The 21,025-nt window shown below is 58.3% G+C and carries 10 protein-coding genes; 3 read left to right on the forward strand and 7 right to left on the reverse strand.

The window, feature by feature from the left end; all coding sequences use genetic code 11:
• Positions 1-345: 345 nt before the first annotated feature.
• Entirely contained in the window at positions 346-2,223 is a 1,878-nt protein-coding gene (locus HRQ63_RS17815; RefSeq protein WP_229714325.1) for an LTA synthase family protein, read from the forward strand.
• 119 nt (positions 2,224-2,342) lie between these two features.
• On the opposite strand, the gene HRQ63_RS17820 is transcribed toward HRQ63_RS17815, so the two are convergent.
• The 6 genes from HRQ63_RS17820 to cidR form a co-directional block, all read right to left on the reverse strand.
• Positions 2,343-3,917, reverse strand: coding sequence for a sensor histidine kinase (locus tag HRQ63_RS17820; RefSeq protein WP_172246293.1), 1,575 nt, complete (start codon positions 3,915-3,917; stop codon positions 2,343-2,345).
• On the reverse strand, positions 3,905-4,585 hold the full coding sequence (locus HRQ63_RS17825; RefSeq protein ID WP_172246295.1) for a response regulator transcription factor: 681 nt from the start codon (positions 4,583-4,585) through the stop codon (positions 3,905-3,907). Before HRQ63_RS17825 ends, HRQ63_RS17820 begins: the two co-directional genes overlap by 13 nt.
• Before the next feature lie 67 nt (positions 4,586-4,652).
• Complete coding sequence (locus HRQ63_RS17830) at positions 4,653-5,450, reverse strand: ABC transporter permease (protein WP_172246297.1); 798 nt, start codon at positions 5,448-5,450, stop codon at positions 4,653-4,655.
• Positions 5,443-6,309 carry an ABC transporter permease gene (locus HRQ63_RS17835; RefSeq protein ID WP_172246299.1) on the reverse strand — a complete coding sequence of 289 codons (867 nt, stop codon included), beginning with the start codon at positions 6,307-6,309 and terminating at the stop codon, positions 5,443-5,445. The genes HRQ63_RS17830 and HRQ63_RS17835 overlap by 8 nt, the downstream gene beginning before the upstream one ends.
• Positions 6,306-7,076, reverse strand: coding sequence for an ABC transporter ATP-binding protein (locus HRQ63_RS17840; RefSeq protein ID WP_172246301.1), 771 nt, complete (start codon positions 7,074-7,076; stop codon positions 6,306-6,308). Before HRQ63_RS17840 ends, HRQ63_RS17835 begins: the two co-directional genes overlap by 4 nt.
• 378 nt (positions 7,077-7,454) lie before the next feature.
• Entirely contained in the window at positions 7,455-8,369 is a 915-nt protein-coding gene (cidR, locus tag HRQ63_RS17845; RefSeq protein WP_172246303.1) for a cidABC operon transcriptional activator CidR, read from the reverse strand.
• Between the two features lie 166 nt (positions 8,370-8,535).
• On the opposite strand from cidR, the gene HRQ63_RS17850 reads away from it, so the two are divergent.
• Positions 8,536-8,907 (forward strand): CidA/LrgA family protein, encoded by a 372-nt coding sequence (locus HRQ63_RS17850; RefSeq protein WP_172246305.1) that lies wholly within the window; start codon positions 8,536-8,538, stop codon positions 8,905-8,907.
• Positions 8,904-9,587: a CidB/LrgB family autolysis modulator gene (locus HRQ63_RS17855; RefSeq protein ID WP_172246307.1), complete on the forward strand. Its 684-nt coding sequence runs from the start codon at positions 8,904-8,906 to the stop codon at positions 9,585-9,587. The genes HRQ63_RS17850 and HRQ63_RS17855 overlap by 4 nt, the downstream gene beginning before the upstream one ends.
• 100 nt (positions 9,588-9,687) lie before the next feature.
• On the opposite strand, the gene HRQ63_RS17860 is transcribed toward HRQ63_RS17855, so the two are convergent.
• A complete protein-coding gene (locus HRQ63_RS17860; RefSeq protein ID WP_229714334.1) occupies positions 9,688-20,799 on the reverse strand; it encodes an S-layer homology domain-containing protein in 11,112 nt (3,703 codons plus the stop codon).
• Positions 20,800-21,025 lie beyond the last annotated feature (226 nt).

The raw sequence follows: 21,025 nt of genomic DNA on the forward strand, positions 1-21,025 counted from the left end.
GCGCCGTGCACCGATTCCTTATCTTCATAAACGAAACGGCACGAAGCGACGCATGAGTGCGATCGGGAGCGCTTAATGAAGACTGGTTACTATTCTAACGATATTTTAACTTCTATCGGCCGGAATCGCCAGCTTTTTGAGCAAATTCCGAAGGAATCGGAAACGTTTTTGACATCTTTTGCCGCCGGGAGCATAATAGCTAAGGATTTATCGCGCATTAGCCAGAAAATGGGACAAATCACGCGAAACGGTTTATCCCTATATAACTGGTTTTTCGGCTGGGGGAATCCCCGTCGCCTCTCCTATTTTCGTAATCCGAAGTATATAGAAAAGGAGCTTTGCATCGTGGAGTCGATAAAAAATTGGCGGTCGCTGCTGACCCAACCTTTCGTTCTTTTTACCCTCATCCTATTGGTCAAGGGCTATATCGCCTGGGGACCGATTTTCGAAGACACGCCTCTATGGGGGCCGCTGCTGACGGAAATTCCGTTCTTGTGGATCATTTTTTGCTTGCTGGAATGGTTGGCGACCAAACGTAAATTGTTGTGGTACATGGTCACCAATCTGTTTGTGACCGCGCTGTTCTTTACGGCGATCATCTATTTCAAATATTACGGTAACCTTGTGACTTACCATGCACTCGATCAGGGCCGTCAAGCCGTAGAGGTCAGCGACAGCGTCTTTTCCCTGATGTCGCCGCAGTATCTGCTGATCTTCACCGATATCATCGTGCTCAGCGTCTGGTTCTTCATGAGCAAAAAAGCGCGCACTTGGCGTAAAACCATCGTGCAGCACCGAATGAGCCGGCGCGCATGGGGCAGCGTGCTGATCGTCTCGCTCGTGCTGTGCACGATGAACGTTTGGCCGAACCGCGCCAGCATGAACGAAGTCGTCAAAGCCGAGAAGATGGGCATTTTGAATTACGAAGCCTACACGCTGCTGACCGACCGCGAAGACGATCCCGTTCCGCTCGACGAGATTTCGCAAGAAAGAATCGATAAACTGAAAGGCGTCACGACGCCCGAGAACCCGGTCTACTACGGTTCGGCGAAAGGCAAAAACCTGATCATCCTGCAAATGGAATCGCTGCAAAACTTCATGGTCGGCCTCAAGATCGACGGCCAAGAAATCACGCCGAACTTGAACAAGCTGACCGGGCAGGGCCTGTATTTCCCGAACTTCTACCAAAGCGCGGGGCAAGGCAACACGTCGGATGCCGAATTTACCGTCAATACGTCGTTCTACATCCCGCCGCGCAAAGCTGCCGTGATCGCTTACGGAGAGAAGGAACTGCCGAGCCTGCCGAAGCTGTTGGAGGCACAAGGCTATCAAACGGCTACTTTCCATACCAACGACGTCACCTTCTGGAACCGAAACCAGCTCTATCCGGCGCTCGGCTTCGACAAGTATTACGATAAAGAATTCTTCGGTACGGACGATACGCTATTCTTCGGCGCTTCCGATGAAGTCTTGTATGACAAAACAACCGACGAACTGCAAAAAATGGACGCATCCGATCAGCCGTTCTACGCGCAGATCGTCTCGATGAGCGCGCACCATCCGTTCACCATTCCGGAAGACAAATACAAAATGACGCTGCCGGAACGGTATGAAGACACGCTCGTCGGCGATTACATCCGGGCGCAAAATTACGCGGATTACTGCTTGGGCCTGTTGATCGACGAATTGAAGGAAAAAGGCTTGTGGGAAGACAGCATGCTGATGCTTTACGGCGACCATCTCGGCCTGCCGCTGCATTCGATGGATGAACGCGACCTTGAGCTGGCAAAAGAAATCTTCGGCCACGACTATACTTATAGCGACATGCCGAACATTCCGTTCATGATTCTCGGTTCGGGCGCGAAGGCGGACAACGTTCAGACGCAGCTCGGCGCGCAAGTCGATATTCTGCCGACCGCCGCCAATCTGCTGGGCGTCTCCCTGGAGAACCATATCCACTTCGGCCAGGATCTGCTCAACCAGGGCGAGAACATGATCCCGGAACGCTACTACTGGCCTTCCGGTTCCCTGATCACGGGCGATACGCTGTTCATTCCCGGCACGGCATACGAAGACGGCACGTATTACCCGCTGAAAAAAGGCGGCACGGCGTCTTCGGGCGTAACCGAGGATCAATACAACCGAATGCTGGAGCTGTTCGGATTATCGAGCAGTTACGTGCGCCAGCTGCCTGACCGGCCGGAGGCCGAAACCGCGGAGTAAGGCGAAAACGACTGTACTCCCCGAACTTGACCTATACGCCAAAAACCGCCTGCGGATCAATCGCGGGCGGTTTTTTTTCGCGAAAACAAAAAGAGAATAAAAAAGCAAGCGAATCGGCGTTACTCCGTATTCAGCTCCGTCACGGAAAAGCGGACCGCGGCGCCTCCTTCCGGACGATTGCGGGCGGCGATCTCCCCGCCGTGCCTGCGCACGATGGTTCGGGCGATGAACAGCCCCAGCCCCGAATGCGCGCCGTCGCCGGGGCCGCCGGCTGCGGATCTTGCCGCGTCTTCGCGATAGAATTTCTCGAAAATGCGGCCGGCTCCGGATTCGGTAAACCCCGGTCCCTCGTCGCGAATCTCGTATTCCGCTTCGCCGGTCCGCAGGCGAAGGTCCATTTCGATTTTTCCGCCTTCCGGCGAATAACGCAGGGCGTTGCCCACCAGGTTGTCCAGCACCCGGTTGATCCGATGCTGGTCCAGCTTCAGCGGAATCCGTTCGCGTTCTTCGCGCAGATCGTTCACGGACAGCACGAACCCGACCCCCTGCCTGCGGCATAAAAAGGCGTATTCCTGCGCTTTGGCGCGCACCGCCGCTTCCGGATCCACCGGCTCGGGACTAAGGATAAAGTCCGGCCGTTCCACTTTGGCGGCTTCCGACAAATCTTCGGTCAGCCGGATCGAGCGGTCAGCCGCGCCCAAGATCGTCCGCGCGTAACGCTCCGCCCGTTCGGGCCGCTTGCCCGCGTCGCCGAGCAACACTTCGGCATGGCCGCGAATCACGCTGAGCGGCGTGCCCAGATCGTGCGCCACGGCCGCGATCATGTCGCGGCGTTCCCGCTCCGACTCCCATTCGCGGCGCAGCGCGTCCTTCAAAGCTTCGCGCATCTGCTCGAAAGCCGTCATCAGCTGGTTCAGTTCGCGAACGCCGGTGCCGCCGCGCTCCAGCGAAAAGTCCAGATCGTGTTCTCTGATCTTTTCCGCGCCTTCGATCAAGCGTCCGAACGGCTTTTCCAACCGCCGGCCGAGCCTGCGTCCGCCCCATACCGCGAAGCCGTACAAGTATGCAAAAGGCGCGGCCGCCATCAGCAGTCCGCCGAGAACCACGGGCACGCTCCATGCCGGATTGGACGAAGCGACCGTCAGCTTGTAACGCAGGGCGATCGCTCCGGCGAAGCGTCCGTCAGCTGCCGTCAGCGGTTCGTAACGCACGTAGTACCCGTCGGAAGAGACTTGGCGGTTCAGCTTTCCGAGCAGGTCCGCCGCGCCGCCGACCGCTGCCGACGGACCGGGCTCGAACGATCCGTATACCCGGTTTCCCGAAGCGTCGTACACGGCGTAACCGATGCCTTCCCGCGGCACGATCCGTTCCATCTCGGAACGGGAAGCCGCGGAAACCGGATCTTCCAGCGCCTGCACGCGCGCCGCGACTTCCGGAATCCGGTTCTCGTAATAATTCGCCGGCCGAAGCGAACTTCCGAACGCCGCAAGCGCGGCAAGTCCCAGCCCCCAGGTCAACAGCGTCGCCAGCACGCTCAGCAGCAGCGTGCCGCGGAATGTCCGCCCGATCAGTACCTTCAACGATCTTTCTTTGGACGCGGGACCGGTTAAGCCAAATCGTTTTTTCCTCACGCCCGTCTTTTCGCCCGATCCGGAATCCGGTCCCGGATTTTTACCGCCGGTCAAGCCTGCCACTTGTATCCGACCCCCCAGACCGTCGCGATCGGATTGCACGCCGCGTCGGCGGCGCTCAGTTTGGCCCGGATTTTTTTGACGTGTTCGGTTACCGTAGCCGAATCCCCGTCCGCTTCCAGCCCCCAAATCCGTTCGTAGATGTCTTCCCGCGCGAACGCCTGCGACGGATGCAGCGCCAGCAGCAGCAAGATATCGAATTCCCGCGCCGTCAACGGCACTTCGGTTTCGCCCAGCCGCACTTCGCGTCCTTTTCCGTCGATCGCGAGCCTGCCGAACCGCAAAAAACGGTCGGAAGCGGCCCGATCCCTTTTTTCCCGGCGAAGATGCGCGTAGATCCTCGTTTTGAATTCGCGCAGACCGAACGGCTTGACCAGATAATCGTCGCCGCCCGCCATCAAGCCGAGCACCCGGTCTTCTTCCGAACGCCGGGCGCTGACGAACAGGATCGGGCACGAAGCCTCTTCCCGGATCGCCGCGCACAGCTCGTACCCGTCCATGCCGGGCATCATCACGTCCAGCACGACGACGTCCGGCTTGCGCGAAAGCAGCTCCAGCGCCTGCTCCCCGCCGTACGCGCACAGCACCCGATATCCTTCGTCCTCCAGCGCGTCCCGCATGAACGCCACGATCTCGCGTTCGTCGTCCACCAACAACACCGTCTCCGCCATCTTCCGTCCTCCCCTTTTCCGTGCCGCGCCGACCGGCGTTCCGCGCTTTCGCGGGCGCTTCGCCCGCTCACTGCGTCCAGTCCCTGCGCTGCCAACTCCATGTTCCTATTATAGCGCAGCCCGCCAGCATCGCGCAGAGCATCCACGCCAGCGAAGCGTCGCTGCCCGGAATCCCTCCGAGAAAACGGAACAGCGAATCCGATACCGACAGCAGGAAAGACAGCCGGTCCGAAACGTACAGTCCTCCGACGATCACGGCCAAGATTCCGACATAAGCCAGCACCGGATTCGGCAGCACCCGCGATACGACGCCCCCGATTCCGATCAGCGCCGAAAACACGCAGAACGCGAGCATATAAAATCCCAACGTGAAGCCGAGCGCGCCCGAACTGTCGAGCCGGCCGGCTCCCATCAGCGTCGTTTCTTCGACCGCGGGCATCGCGATCCGGGCGAACGCCGTTCCGACCGCCCAGGTGAACAGCGTCAGTCCTCCTACCGTCAGGCCGAGCACCAACCATTTGACCCCGAACAGTTTCGCGCGCGAGACCGGCCGGATCAAAACCGTTCGCAGCGCTCCCGAGGAGACGTCTCCTCCGAAGCTGTCCGCCGCCAGCATCGGAATCACGACGAAATTCATCAGAATCGCGAGTTCCCTGAGAAGGAAAGGCGCCGTATTGAGCGAATCCAAAGCCACGCTGCGCCGCGGATCGTAAAAACTCGTGTTCATCATCGTCAAAAATACGCATTCCAGCAGCGCGAACGCCATATAAACGATCAGCACGGCCCAGGTCCGTTTGCGCTTGAACACTCTCTGCGCCTCGCTGCGGACCATATTGCCCAGGCCGACTTTATTTTTGTTATTCAAACGAATCCCTCCTTTTCCAAGCCCATGCCGTCATCCCGCCGAACAATATCGCGTAACCCGCCAGCACGCCGAAATTCCATACCGCCAGCCCGTGCAGGTTCGCGAGCGTCGCCGCCAGTCCTTCCCATTCGATCATGAGCAGCGACAGGAAATACATTCGCATGTAGACGCCCGCGTCCAGCAGCGGCCGAAAATAGTTCAGCAGCGTAGGCGCCGCGTAAGACAACAGCAAAAAGCCGATCCCCGTTCCCAAAGCCGCCGTGGACGAACGCCCGATCGTCGCGATCCAGAAAAACACCGTCAACAAAACCGCCAGCGCCAATGCGGCCAATCCGTAATACGCCAGATCGTAAAATATTCCCTGCGCGTAAGAAACCGTGCCCGCCTCGTAAAAAAGCGGATAAGACGCCGGATTCGGAAATCCGAACCGTCCGATGACGACGGAGCTTAGAAAGTAAAGCGCAAGCTGAATCAGCACGAACGACAGGCAGGCCAGCCACTTTGCCGCCATGATCCGCGTCAGCGAAACGGCTCGCAGCATGCCCATCCGCAGCTGCCCGCCGCGGTATTCTTCGGTCACCGTCAAGCCCGCAAGCACCAGCATCATGCCGCTGAACGCGGTAACGAGCATCTCGGCCAGCGCCAGCACCGGCACATTGCCCGCCGTCGCGTATTCCGGAAGCGCCGGATCGAGCAGCGCGTTTTGGGACAGCAGGTACTTGGCCGACACAAGCGAGGCCGCCGGCGCGGTCAGCGCCATCAGGCGAACGGGCCGCCTTTTCCATAATCTTCTCCATTCCGCTTCCAACACCCGGGCAAACCGGACGCCTTCGATGTTTTCGTTCACCAACAAGCTCATCTCGTCATCATCTCCACGAAGGCGTCTTCCAGACTGCCGCTGCTGCCGATCATTTCTTCGCGGCTTCCCGAGAAGACCTGCTCGCCTTCGCGGATGACGACGATGCGGTCGCAGATCTTTTGCAGTTCGTCCAAGAGGTGGCTGGATACGAGGATCGTTTTGCCGAACTCGGTTTTGAGCTTCAAGATCAACTCGCGCAGCTCGCGGATGCCCATGGGATCGAGTCCGTTCGCCGGTTCGTCCAGGATCAGCAGCTGCGGATCGCCGAGCAGCGCCTGCGCGATGCCCAGCCTCTGCTTCATGCCGAGCGAATACGTTTTGACTTTCTCGTCGGCGCGCTTGTCCATTCGCACGACTTCCAACACTTCTTCGATCCGGCGCTTCCGCGCTTTGCGATCCGGCAGATTGGGATGCAGCAGCGCCAGATTGTCCAGATTTTCGCGCCCCGTCATATAAGGAAAGAAAATCGGCGACTCCACGATCGCGCCCACGTTCGCCACGGCGGCTTCGCGCTCGCGCACCACGCTGCGGCCGCCGATCAGGATGTCGCCCGAATCGGGACGGATCAGTCCGGTCATGACGCGGATCAGCGTCGTTTTGCCCGCTCCGTTGGGACCCAGCAGCCCGCAGATCTCTCCCTGCTCCACCGCGAAAGACACGTCTTTGAGCAGTATGCGCTTCCGCACCTTTTTCGTGACGTTGCCGACTTCCGCCAGCGGATGCGACGCCTGCGGAATCTCGATCGGTCTTTGTTGGATCTTTTCCATGTTCTATCCTTCTCCTTTGCCGCGCCTGCGGTCCGTTTTCCGGAAGCCTTTCTTCCGATGAACCCAGTGTAGAAGGCAAATCTAAAGAAACGCTAAAGAAAGAGGCGAATTTTTCGTTCAGGTTTTTTTCGCAAAAAAAGTCAAAACGCGGCACCCGATCCGGCTACCTCAAGTCGGTCACCGCACACTCGCCGGAGCAGTTCGCCATGATGATGCAGGTTTTTCGGGGCAAAAAAATCAACGCGAAAAAAGCCCTCTTTTTAAAGGGCTCTCAACGTGTCGAGAAAATTCGACGTAACTGGAAGCGAGAAGACGGAGAGAGAAATTCAGTATAGGAATGATAGCGACCGAAACGAATTTCTCTCGCAGCCTTCTCGCCTACCGCTTGCCGCTTCCTTCTTCCACCGGCGTGCCGCCCAACCATTCCCGCGTGAACGAAATCCATTCGCGCGCCGCATACGATTGATATCGATCCTTCCGCCAGATCACGCCGAGCCTCCACCAAATCGCCGGCTCCTCCAAAGGCACGACGCTCACCGCCTTGCCCGACGCCTGGCGGCAGATCGTTTCCGGCAGCAGCGCCACGCCGAGTCCTGCCGCTACCATCTCGCTGATCAAATCCCACTGCGAGCTTTCGTACACGATACGAGGCTGGAAGCCGGCTTGCAGACATTCATTAATAATGCGGTCATGCAGCGTGAAGTCTTCCCGGAAAAAGACGAAGTTCTCCTGCGCCAGCTCTTCCAGCTTTGCGCTCGATGCCCCGGACAAAGCATGCGAGGCCGGCACGATCAGGTTCAACCGTTCTTCGGCGAACTGAAAAGAGTCGAAGACGTCGAACGAGTGGGGAAGCACCACGACGCCGATATCGAGCAGTCCGTCGGCAACGTCGGACTCTACCTTTTTGGCTCCGTCTTCGAATACCTGAAGCGTCACGTCGGGATAACGATTGTGGAACGCGCCGATCACCTTCGGGAAAAAGCTTGATCCGACCATGGGCGGCAGGCCGATCCGAATCTGTCCGCTTTTCAGCTCCGCCAGATCGCCGAGTTTTGCCGACAGGCTGGAGAACGATTGGGTGATCGCCTGCGCCTGTTCCATCACGACGCGCCCCGCATCGGTGAGTTCGATCCGCTTGCCGATTCGGTCAAACAATGTCGCGCCAAGTTCTTCCTCCAACTGGCGGATCGCTTTGCTGATCGCCGGTTGAGTGAGGTAAAGGGATTCGGCAGCTCGAGTGAAGCTTTTCAAACGTGCGGTCTCCAGAAAATAAGCCAAATGCCGAATGTCCATAAGCTACCTCCATATCGAAAATACATAACCCTAAGGAATGATCTTCATTCTTTATATTCATTTTACTCATGAAAGAAAGAGATGTAAAATTTTCAATATAGAGAATCGGTTACAGAACATTTCTAGCATATTTTTCATATATAACTCGGAAAGGAACGTCCCTTTTATGAAAAAAGCACTGCTTGCCGCGATTCAGGTTGCGGGCCTGATGGGTTTCTCCCTGCTGATGAATCGGTTGGCGGTCTGGATGCACCTTCCGGTTCCCGGCAGCATCCTGGGCATATTCGTTTTATTCTTGCTTCTCCAATTTCGGATCGTGAAGCTGGAATGGGTCGAATTGGGCGCGAACTGGCTGCTGGCCGAGCTTCTGTTGTTCTTCATCCCTGCCGCCGTCGGCGTCATGAATTATATCCCGCTGCTTGAACAAGACGGAATCCGCATTCTGGCCGTCGTCATTCTGAGCACCCTGATCGTCATGGTCAGCTCAGGCCTGCTGGCAGGTGCCTTATCCAAAAGAAAGGAGAGTCGAGCCTCATGATTAACGAAGCCGTTACGTACCTGACCGCCACACTGATTATCTACTATGCCGCCAAGTGGGTATATCGCAAATATCCGCGCGTTTATCTATCGCCCTTGCTTGTCACGCCGATTATTCTGGTTGTGCTGCTGCTTGCCACGCATTCGTCCTACGATAGCTACAACGCAGGCGGGGCTTGGCTCTCCAAACTGCTTCAGCCGGCTACGGTCGCATTTGCCGTACCGCTGTATAAAAATCTCCAGACGCTTAAAAAACATGCGGGAGAGATTGTCGCAAGCGTGTTGTTCGGTTCTCTGATGGCTATGCTGTCTTCAGCTCTGTTGGCTCGAATGATGCACCTCAACGGCGAACTCGCCAGCAGCCTTGTCCCTCGCTCGGTCACCACGCCTATTGCGATGAACGTCTCGCAGATGATTGGCGGCGTTCCCACTATCACGGCCGTGTTCGTCATCATGACCGGTTTGCTCGGCGCGATGATGGGCCCTTCCGTCGTTAAGCTGCTGCGCATCGAAGGCGATATCGCCCGCGGCGTTTTATTCGGAACGAGCGCGCACGGTACGGGGACTTCGAAAGCCTTCGAGTTGAATCCGCTGACCGGGACCATTTCGAGTATTTCGATGATTCTTGCGGCTCTGTTCACCTTGTTGGCGGCGCCTGTGATGCTTGGGTTGCTGGGTTAACGTTCGTTTTGCCACATCGTTATTTTCAAAAAAAGACCCCCGCCTCCACTTGTCGGAGAACGGGGGTCTTTAACTATTGCGTTTACTTTGATTATTTCGCTTACGATGTGAAGTTGTCGCTCATGCGCTCGATCAATCGGACCAGGACGGTTGCCGCTTCGGCGCGCGTCGCATTGCCTTTCGGATCAAGCACGCCGTTCGTTTTGCCGATCAAAATGCCTTCTTCAAGCATCCGGCTGATCGGTTCTTTTGCCCAGTTGCCGACACGGTCGTAATCACGGAAAGCTTCTGCCGCTGCGTAATCCGGGCTGTTCGGGAATACGTCCGGATTCAGCCACAGCATGGCGTTGGTCAAAATTTTCGCCATTTCTTCGCGCGTAACCGGTTCGTCCGGATCGAAGTTGCCTCCGGTATAGCCGTTCACGATCCCTTGTTCGTAAGCTCCTTGGATCGAAGCTGTATACCAACGGCCGGCCGGCGTATCCGAGAAGATCGGCGAATTCTGCGAATTGATACCCAGCAGGGTAGCGACCATCTTCGTAAACTGCGCCCGAGACAGCGTTTCGCGCGGTGCGAAGCTGCCGTCCGGCAGGCCGTCGATAACGCCGAGCGCGGCCAATCGTTCGATGGCGCTTTGCGCCCAGTACCCGGAGATATCGTTGAACGTGCGCGGTTCGCGCATCGTCAAGGTTACGATTCGGCCCGGTACGTCAAGTTCTTCGCCTTCACCTTCCGTTTCCGGCGTAACCGGATTCGTTTCCGGGGTGACGGGGTTAGCAGGGGTTACCGGACCCGCAGGCGCGGTTCCTCCGTCGCCTCCTCCTACGCCCGTACCCGGTTCTTCTTCTTCGATACGCGCCGGGTAAACGATCGGCGTCGGCGCGCTTTGCGTCGCGCCTCTTGTCAGAGTAACTTGAATGTTGCCGCCGGCCTCATCGAGCGAAACCGGAATCGCGACGCTGGTCGCTCCCGGCTGAACTTGGGCGCGGCCGATGATCGTGGTGCCGTTGGCCGCATAGACCGTGACGATGTCGCCCGGTTGTACGTTGGATACGACGACGCTGCTGCCTGCTGCCCCATTGTTGTTGACCGCGACGCTGGCAGGTGCCGGTGCAGGTACCAAAGACGGCTCCGCTCCGTACGAAACGGTCGTTCTGCTGCTTTCGATGCCGCCGCGAGTGATCGAAACTTGCACGTTTCCTCCGCTTGGATTCAACGTTACCGGAATGACCCACGTTGCCGGATCGGAGCCGACGGTAACGCGATCGAGGATCGTCGTTCCGTTTGCCGCGTAAACGGTAATGATGTCTCCGGCTTGCAGATTCGTCAAAGTGACGTTGTCCGAGCTGCCCGTAATATTGTTGACGGTAATGCCGGCCGCGGCCGGCGCATCCAGCGTCGTCGGCTCTGCCGTATAGTTCGAAGAAGCCGGCGCGCTTTCCACATTGCCTCGCGTCAACGTTACGTTGACTGCGCTGCTTCCTTCAGGCAGGGTCACCGGAATCGTCAGCCTTCCCGCTTCTGTCGCGGTCGCTCGAGCCAGAATCGTCGTGCCGTTCGAAGCGTACACGGTGTACGTATCGCCGACTTGAACGTTATTGATCGTCACGCTGTCCTGAGATCCCAGGTTGTTGGTCACCTGGATATTCCCGACCGTCGGCACCGGTACGCTGCTAGATTCTGCCGCGTAAGGTTTGGTCGTCTTCGCGCTTTGTACGTTGCCGCGAGTGATCGCGACTTGAACATCGCCTGCCGCAGCACCCAACGTGACATTAAGAGTAACGGTTCCGGCAGTCGTGACTTCTGCCAAGCCCAACACGGTCACGCCGTTGGCCGCGTACACGGTTACGACGTCGCCGACTTGAAGATTGGCGCTCGTTACCGTCACTTGGTCGCCGTTTCCGGTGTTGTTGGTAACGGTAATATCGGTTGCAGACGGCTGCGGAACGCTGCTCGTCTCCGCCGCGTAAGTCTGCGGCGTTTTCGAGCTTTCGATTCCGCCGCGAATGATCGAGACTCTGATGCCTCCGCCTTCGCTATCGAGCGTTACGGGAATCGTGACCGCCGTTTCTCCGCTCGCTGCTTCTGCTTGGCCCAAAATCGCTACGCCGCTGGCGCTGTACACCGTTACGATATCTCCCGCTTGCACGTTATCCACCGTCACGGTATCGTTGCTGCCGGTGTTGTTTACGTACGTGATATCGCTTGCCGCGGGAGCTTGGATTCCGCCCGGTTCAACGCCGTACGATTTCTCGGTCTTGGCGCTTTCCGTCGTTCCGCGCGTGATCGAGACCTCAATCTCGCCTCCTCCGCTAAGCAGCGTCACGTCGATTGTGAGACTCGTTCCGTTTGCTGTCTCTTTGCCCAGAATCGCCACGCCGTCGGCCGCATAGACGGTAACCACGTCACCGGCTTGCAGGCCGTTTACTTGTACGCTGTCTCCGTTGCCTGCATTGTTGGTGACCGTGATGTCGGATTCGTCAGGCGCCGTAACCGCTCCCGGCTCGGCCGCATACCCTTTATCCGTCTTCGCGCTCTCCGTGCCGCCGCGCGTGACGGAAACTTGGATGCCTCCGCCTCCGCCGAGCAGCGTTACAGGGATGGTAAGCGTACCGTCCGCTTGCGCCGTCGCTCTTCCGAGAACCGCCGAACCGTCTGCCGTGTATACCGTCACGGTATCGCCGGATCGGATGTTCTGCACTTGTACGTTATCATCGTTGCCTGTGATGTTGTTGACCGTGATATCCGTATCCGCCGGAGCCGTCACGTTCGACGTTTCGCCCGTGTATGGCTTCGTCACTTTGCCGCTCTCCAACCCGTAACGCGTCACGGATACTTGTACGCTTCCTCCCGCAGGATTCAGCGCCACCGGAATTTCCAGTGTCGGAGAAGAAGTCGTTGCTGTTGCTTGTCCCAAGATCGTCGTTCCGTCAGAGCCGTAAACAATGAAGTGATCTCCCTCTTGAACGCCCGCTATAATCACCACGGAATCGGTTGATCCTGTATTGTTATTGACTGTGATGTTAGCGTCGATCGGATCTTGCGGCGCGACCGCATCATATACGACCGTCACGGGAGCACCGGAATCGGTCCCGCGGTTCACAATGACTTGAATCGTTCCGCCTTGCGGCCGGAACTCGAATCCGGCTGCCGTTGCCGTCGTTTCTCCCGTACCTACCGTCCCCGTCTCGACTTGCACGCCGTCGACGGTTACAGATACGGTGTCGTTCGGTTCAAGTCCGCTTACCGTGACCGTTCCCGCGTCGCGACTATAAACAATCTGCGTTACGCTCGGAGTAGGAGCAGCGCTTGTCGCCGCTCCGTTATAAACGTTAGGGCTCGACAGCGGCGCGCTCGTGATGCCGTCGCGCTCACGGACCGCGTCGAACGATCCTCCTCCCGCATCAAATCCGGAAGGAACCGGAATCGTGACGATGCCGTCCGAAACGGCGGTCGCCTGCGCGCTCACGCCTCCGCTCAAAATAATGGTATCGCCCGCCAAGATGCTAGGATCGGAAACCACTACGGTACCCGAGCCGTCGGAATAAACCGTCGTCGCGAAACTCGCTCCGTCGAGATTAGGCACTGTTTCGGCCGAATACCCGACTTCCGTCTTCTCGCTCTCCAGCCCGTCTCGCGTAATCGAAACGGCCACGTTTCCGACACCGGTCGTCAATTCGACCGGAACGGTAACCGTAGACGCGCTTGCAGTTGCCTGTCCCAGCACGCGCGTCCCGTCTTCCGAGTAGACCCGAACGATATCACCCGGGGCAACGCCGCTAATCTCCACCGTATCGTTCGCCGTTCCCGGCTCGTTGGCAATCTGTACGTTCGCCGCCGACGGCGCGTCAGGCGCGGTCGGCGCTTCCGGTTCCGCAGAGTAAGTCTTCTCGCCGGAAAGCGCGCTTTGCAGACCGTTGCGCTCGATACGAATCTGAACGGCTCCTCCGTCCGCAAGCAGGATAACCGCTACCTCGACGGCAGATGCCTCAGCCGTGCTTTGGCCGAGCAATGTCGTTCCGTCAGCCGCATATACGCGAACGATATCGCCTGCGACCACGTCGCTTACGGTCACGCTGTCGTTTGTCGTTCCCGTTTGGTTATCGACCGTAATACTGCCTAATGCGGGCGCCGCGGGCGCGGTAGGTCCTGCCGGCTCAGCGACATACGTCACCGGAGCAGAGAGCGCGCTTTGCAGACCGTCACGCTCGATGCGTACCCGAACCGTTCCTCCTGCCGGGTCCAACGCTACCGCAACGACGGCACTCGTCTCGCCTGTCGGCACGGCATGCTGACCCAAAAGCGTCGTTCCGTTCGCTCCGTATACGCGAACGATGTCGCCTGCTTGCACATTCGTGACCTCGACCGTATCATCGGCCGTTCCGATCGGATTGAGAACGGTTATGCTGCCTGCCGCCGGCGCGCTCGGCGCGGTCGGAGCCGCAGGCTCCGCTCCGTACCTTACGGGAGCGGACAACGTGCCTTGCAGATTGTTGCGTTCGATCCGAACTTGTACCGTGCCGCCGGCCGCGTTCAATACGACCGGGATCACGGTTTCCGTCGCTGTCGCCGTACGTTGTCCGAGCAGCGTCGTTCCGTCCGTTCCGTACACGCGGAGGATATCGCCGGCATTGACGTTATTTCCTGTCGTTACGGTAACCGTATCGTTTGTCGTTCCGGTCTGGTTGGAGACGGAGATCGCGCTTGCCGCGGGAGCTGCGGGAGCAGGTTCCTGCTCGTAACTGACCGGTACGGAGAGCGAACTTTCTACCCCGCCGCGTTCGATCGTGACTCGGACGCTGCCTCCGGATGCATTAAGTTCAACCGGGATTTCGACGGTAGTATCCGTCGCGACCAGTTGGCCGAGCTGAACCGTTCCGTTCGCATTGTAGACGCGAACCAGATCGCCGGGTTGGACGTCTTCGACGACAACGACTCTGTCCGACGTGTTTCCTGCAGCGTTCGTTACTGTGATGTTCCCGGCTGCCGGAGCCGGCGGTGCCGGATCGCCAGGATAAGCGACCGCTGCGGATCGATCGCTCACCGCACCGGCGCGTTCGATCGTGACCGTCACGCTGCCGCCTTCCGATTTCAGGGTTACCGGAATCGTGGCGCTTGCCGCGGTTGCCGTCGCTTGTCCGATCGGATTCGCGATGCCCGCTTCATAGACGCGGATCCGATCGCCCGATTGAACATTGTCGACCGTCACGCGGTCCGTGGTCGTGCCCGCATCATTGGTTACCGTGATGTTCCCGACGGTCGGAGCATCCGGTTTCGGAGCGGTTTCCGCGCCGTACGATACCGAAGTCCGCGGACTCTCGAAGCCGCCGCGTTCAACGCTGACGTTAACCGTGCCCGCGCCGGCGTCCAATGCCACCGGTATCACCACGCTTGTTCCCGTCGACGTGCGTTCGCCGAGTTCCGCCGTTCCGTCCGCCGAGTAGACTCTGACAATGTCGCCCGATGCGACGCCCAGAACGATTACCGCGTCATTCGCCGTTCCCGGCGCATTGACCACGCTGATATCCGCCGCCGCAGGAGCCGGAGTTGCTGTCGGCTCGGCCGCGTACGGCTTCAATGTCCCGGTACTTTCCGCATTGCCGCGAACAATGCTGACCCGAACATTTCCGGCCGAAGCTCCCAATTGTACGGGAACGATCGCGGTTGTTCCCGTCGCCGTCGATTCTCCCAACAAAGTCGCTCCGTTCGCCGTATAGACTCTCACCCGATCTCCGTTGGAGACCCCTGACACGGTAACCGTATCGTTGGACGCGCCCGCGGCATTGTTGACGGCGATGTTTGCCGCCGCCGGAGCCGGAACCGCCGATGTTTCCGCCGGATATGCGACCGCCAACGGTCCGCTGGAGACTCCCGCGCGAAGCACGTTCAGCTTAAGGGTACTCGCGTACGACTTCAGTCTCAGCGTGCGCAGTACCGCAACGCCCGAAGTATTTGCCGTCGCCGTGCCGATATTCGTATCTTCGTCGTCGAAGAACTCGACGTCGTCGGCGGCCGCGAGACCCGTAACCGTAACGATATCCTCTTCAGCCGGATCGCTCGAACGAACGACCGTGACCTGCGCGGCTTCCGGTACCGGAGGCTGAGCCGGGTCGTACGCCGCATAAGTTTTCGGCGTCCGCGCGCTTTCCGCTCCGTCGCGAATGACGGCGACTTCGATCGTGCCGCCGCTGCCGTCCGCAAGATTGACGAGAACGGTAATGCTGCCGTCCGCCGAAGCGGTAGCTCGACCCAGTTCGGCTCCGCCCGCCGCATAGACGACCACGATGTCTCCCGCCGCGACATTGTCCACAACGACCGGATCGTTATCGTCTTCGCCGTTTGTGACGGTAATGTCATCCGCGGCCGGACCCGCGTTCGGTTGGATCGCTTCCGCCGCATACGAAACGTTTGTCGTCGGTCCGACAACCGATCCGCGTTCGAGCGCGACCAACACGCTTCCTCCCGCAGGAATCAACGTCACCGGAATCGCGAACCCGCCGTTGGCATAGGTAGCGGAACGTCCCAATTCGTTCGAATTTGCGTCATAGACGATATAGACGTCCCCGGCCCGATAATCCGCAGGGGCTACGCTGATCGTTACCGAGTCCTGCGTACCCGTATTGTTTGCGACCGTTACGTTATTTGCATTGACACTAGGAACCGCCTCGGCTCCGACCGCGAACGTAATGCCCGTGCTCTCGATGTCGTTTCGCACACGGACAAGCGTCAACGTCTCGCCGCCTGCCGCGAACGTCGTTTCGTATACGGACGGGTTGCCTGCGGAAGGTTGAATGTTCAGGGTCGTACCGTTCGCCCTGTACACGCGAAGCGTCTCGCCGCCGTTCAAACCTCCGACAGTCAAGGTATCGCCGCTTCCGACGGCGTTATTCGCCGACACCCGAGCAATATCGATCGGCTCGACCGTTTCCGCTCCGTACGCAATCGGCACATAAGAGCTAAGCAAACCGTCACGGTCGAGAGCTACGAACAAGCTGCCCCCCGCCGGAGCCAGATTGCCAGGAATGTTAACCGTGACGGACGCGCCGCCTGCCGTCTCGAAACCGATCTCCGTATAGGAAGAATCGTAGACGCGAACGATGTCGCCCGCCGTTACGCCGCGCACCTCGACGCTATCGAGAACTCCTGCCGCGTTAGATACGTTGAATACCGTAATATCCGAAGCCGACGGCGTAGCAATGACTTCCGCCGCATAAGGCACGCCCGTCGAAGCGCTGACGATCGTGTTGCGGGTGACCGTCACTCCGACGACGCCTCCCGCACGGTTCAGCGTAACCGGAATTTGTACCGAGGTGCCGCTCGTTACCGTTCCGGTCCACGGTTGTTTTCCGCTTTCCGTTACCGTAACCAAATCTCCGATTCGCAATCCGCTTACCGTAACCGTGTCGCCGGGACCTGCCGTATTGACGACCGCGACGTCCGACACGGCCGGAGCAGGGACGACTTCGCTCGGATAAGAGACCTGCGTGCTTTGACTTTCCAGCGTATTCCGCACGATAGTCACGCGTACCGCGCCGCCGCCCGGCACGAGCTGTACGTCGGCAGTCGCCAGACCGTTCGATGCCGTCGCTGTTCCCAATTGCCGGCTGCCGTCCGCGTCATAGACGCGGATCTGGTCGCCGGCTTGCAAACCGCTTACCGCAACCGTATCCGATTCTCCCGTATTATTGGTCACCGTAATGTTTCCGACGCCGGGCGGAGGAACCACTTCGGCACTGTAAGAAACGCGCGTCTCCGCGCTGGATACGCCGCCGGTACCGTTCGTGCTGTAACGAACGATCGCTACCGTAACGTGTCCGCCTGCCGGCGCGAGAGCCACATTCGCGGTAGCCGTGCTTCCTTGAGCCGCTACCGTGCGGCTTGCAACCTCGACATCGTCGGCGTCATAGGCCACGACCGTCACGTAATCGCCGCTCGACAGGTTGGTAACGACCACCCGGTCTTGCGCGCTTCCGCCCGCGTTCGTAATCGCGATGTCATCAGGACCAGGCGCTTGAACGACTTCCGCATTGTAATTCACTCGCGTCTCCGCGCTGACGATCGTATTGCGCGTAATCGCCACGGTCACGTATCCGCCCGTAGGCGAAAGGCGCAGCGCAGCCGAGGCGGAAGCGCCGGAAGCCGTCGGCTCAACCTGATCCACTCGAACGCCGCTCGCATCGAAGCTGGTTACGGTAATCTTATCGTTGTTCGTCAAGTTGTTGACGGTCACACTATCGCCCGTTCCCGAGTTGTTCGAGATCACGATGTCCGCAATCGCCGGAGCGTTGACGACTTCCGTCGGATAATTGACTCGCGTCGCTTCGCTCGTGATGCCGTTTCGCGTAATCGTGACCGCGATCGCTCCGCCCGACGGAACCAATGTCAGATTCACGAGCGCGGAATAATCGCTGCCGCTGCCCGCAGCCGTCGCTTCGGCAGGATCGGACAACGTTCCGTCCGCATTCACCAAGCGGACGCGAACCAGGTCGCCGGCCTGCAAACCGGATACGGTTACGGTGTCGCCGTCGCCCGTGTTGTTCGCAGGCACGATATTATTCATGTCGGGCGGGCTGACCGGTTCCGCCCCGTACGTGACGTTGACGGTTCTCGTACCGGAACCTTGAGGCGTGAAGCTGAAGCTGAGCGTGCCCCCTGCAGGAACCAATTGAACGGGTATGCTCAAATTTCCGGTCGCGCCGACCGTTCCCGAACCGAGCGACGTTCCTCCGCCGTTGATTGCCGAGAATACTTCGATCGCCGTATTGGCCGGTACCCCCGTCAAGTTGAACGTATCGGCATTTCCTTCGGCGTTCACGACGGATACCGAACCCGTGAAATTCGGAATCTCCGCGGCATACGTTATCGTCGTCCTTGTGCTTTCAACGCCGTTTCGCACAATGCTTACGCTGAGCGTACCGCCTGTGCCTGTCAGATTGACTTGTCCGGAAGCGGTCGACCCGCTGGCCGCAAATTCATTTGTCTGCGTCCCGTTTTGATAAACGCGGATCAAATCGCCGGGCTGCAAGGCGGTAACCGATATCGTATCCGCGTTCTGATTCGCGTTATTGGTTACCGTTATCGTTGCGGGAGCAGGCGGAGCAACGAATTCGGCGTTATAGGAAACTGCCGTTTGCGGGCTTTCCACCGTATTGCGCACGATGCTGACTTGAACGCTGCCGCCTGTCGGCGTCAGCGTCTGGTTCGTCAGCGAAGCCGTATAGCTTCCCGGTGAACCGGTAGCGTTCGCCGTTCCGATCAGCGTCGTTCCGTCGGCTTGATACACGCGGATCGCGTCGTCCGCCGCAAGTCCCGTAACGACGATCGAGTCCGTCGCAAACGGACTATTCGTTACCGTAATCGTATTCAAAGGAGGGGCAGCCACAGTTTCGGAGTTATAAGAAACCGCTGTACGGGTGCTCTCGATGCCGTGCCGTTGAATCGATACGTAAGCCGTTCCGCCGCCGGGCGTCAGCTGCACGTTCGCCGTGGCGCTTGTCGTCGAGGCCGTTTGCCGGCCCAAAGCCGAAGTGGCGCCGGCCGAACCGTAAACGATGATTTCGTCTCCCGCGAGCAGATTTCTCACCGTAACGGTGTCCGCGTTGCCCGAAGCGTTCACTACCGTGATGTTGCCGGGCAGCGGAGCTTCGACCCGTTCGGGATCGTACAGCAAGTTAAGCGTAGGACCTTCGATCGTATTGCGCAGGATACTCAAGGTCAAGCTGCCGCCGTTCGGCAGCAAAGTCGCCGGAATATCCACGGATCCGCTGCTGTTGGCGGGATCGGAAGTGATCGGAGTTCCCGTACCGAGACCCAAGATGACCCGATCTCCTTCACGGAGGCCGGTTACCGTGATCAAGTCGTCATCGTTCGTATTGTTTTGAATCGTGATCTCGCTGGCGAGCAGCGAACGCACAACTTCGGCCACGTACACGACCGGAAGCGCGAGGCTTTGCACGCCGTTGCGTTCAAGTACCAGATTCACCGTGCCGCCGCCGGGCGTGAGCGCGATCGTTCCTTGCGCTATGCCTCCGGATCCGGCCGTCAAAGAATCGAGCAACGTTCCGTCGGTCGCGTAAACGCGCACGATGTCGCCTTGAGTCAGGCCCGTAACCCGAACAAGGTCGGCGCTTCCCGAAGCGTTGGTGATCGTGACCAAATTCGAAGTCAATGCCGCAACGACTTCGGGCAGGTAAGCAACAAGGGTACGCGCGCTCTCAATGCCGTTGCGCACGCGGGATACGTACAACGTTCCGCCGACCGGAGCAAGCGGAGTCGGGACCGTGACCGAAGCTTGCCCGGTAGGCACGGCGGACGACGTCGCCAAAGGCGCGGTTCCCGTCAGCGTGTCGTAAATGCGAACCGAGTCTCCGGGCGTCAAATTATTGACGGTCACGGTATCGGAATTGCCGGATTGGTTGGACACGTAAACGGAAGTCAAAAGAACCGGAGGCACGATTTCGGCCAAATAAACGACCGGAAGCCGAAGGCTTTCGATTCCGCCGCGGGTTTGGCTGACGCTGATCGTTCCGCCGACCGGATTCAACGTTAAAGGAACGGTAAGCGTTCCGTCAGCTTGAGCGGTAAGCTGAGTTTTAAGCGAAGCATCCGGATTATAAATTTTGATAATATCCCCGGTTCTGACTCCGCTTACCGCAACGGTATCGGAATCGCCGGGATTGTTCGTTACGTTGAGCAAAGAAAGGGTAAGGGTCAAAGCATTGATTCCGAGGCTTGCGATTTGCGTATCGGTCGGGGCGCCGCCGAGGTTGACGTTCAGACCGTAAGTGCGAGCTTCGAAATTGTAATTGCCGGAAGTCGGCAATTGCTTCTGTTTAAGCGAGAGGGTAACTGTCGAAGATCCCAGCAAAGTCAAAAGAGCCGGGCTCACGCGTACGCGTTGACCGTTGTCCAAAATTTGCGAAGGGGTAAGGTTCTGTCCGCCGAATTGATCGGAGGTCGTTGCTTTGACTCCTGCCGGAAGAATAAAGTCCAATGCTCCTATATTCAGCCCCAAAAGAGCCGTATTGGTATAAGAGACATTGATATCCGTTACATCTCCCGCTACTGCATTGGCGTTGGACATGGTCACGCTAATGGTCCCCGCTGCAGATGCTCGTTCCGGAGCCAGCGGAAACATGGCAATCAAAAGCACGACTGCCATTAACCCGCTAACCCATGATTTCCACGTCCGTTGTTGAGCCTTATTTTCCATTTTCACATCAGCACCCTCTCTTGTTCATCTTTTTCTGCGGCTAGATAACGGACTTTGCTTCTTGAAACTAGGAAATTAGCTGATAACCCAATAGTAAAAATACACCTTTGGAACTTTTATACATCATTCAGTAAATGTTTTCCATATATCAAGCGGAAAAAGGGAATTTATTACTATTCAAAATGGAAAAACGACAAAAAAAGACCTTCCAAATTAGGAAGGTCTG

The sequence above is a fragment of the Saccharibacillus endophyticus genome, from assembly GCF_013185185.1.
GTDB classification, from domain to species: domain Bacteria; phylum Bacillota; class Bacilli; order Paenibacillales; family Paenibacillaceae; genus Saccharibacillus; species Saccharibacillus endophyticus.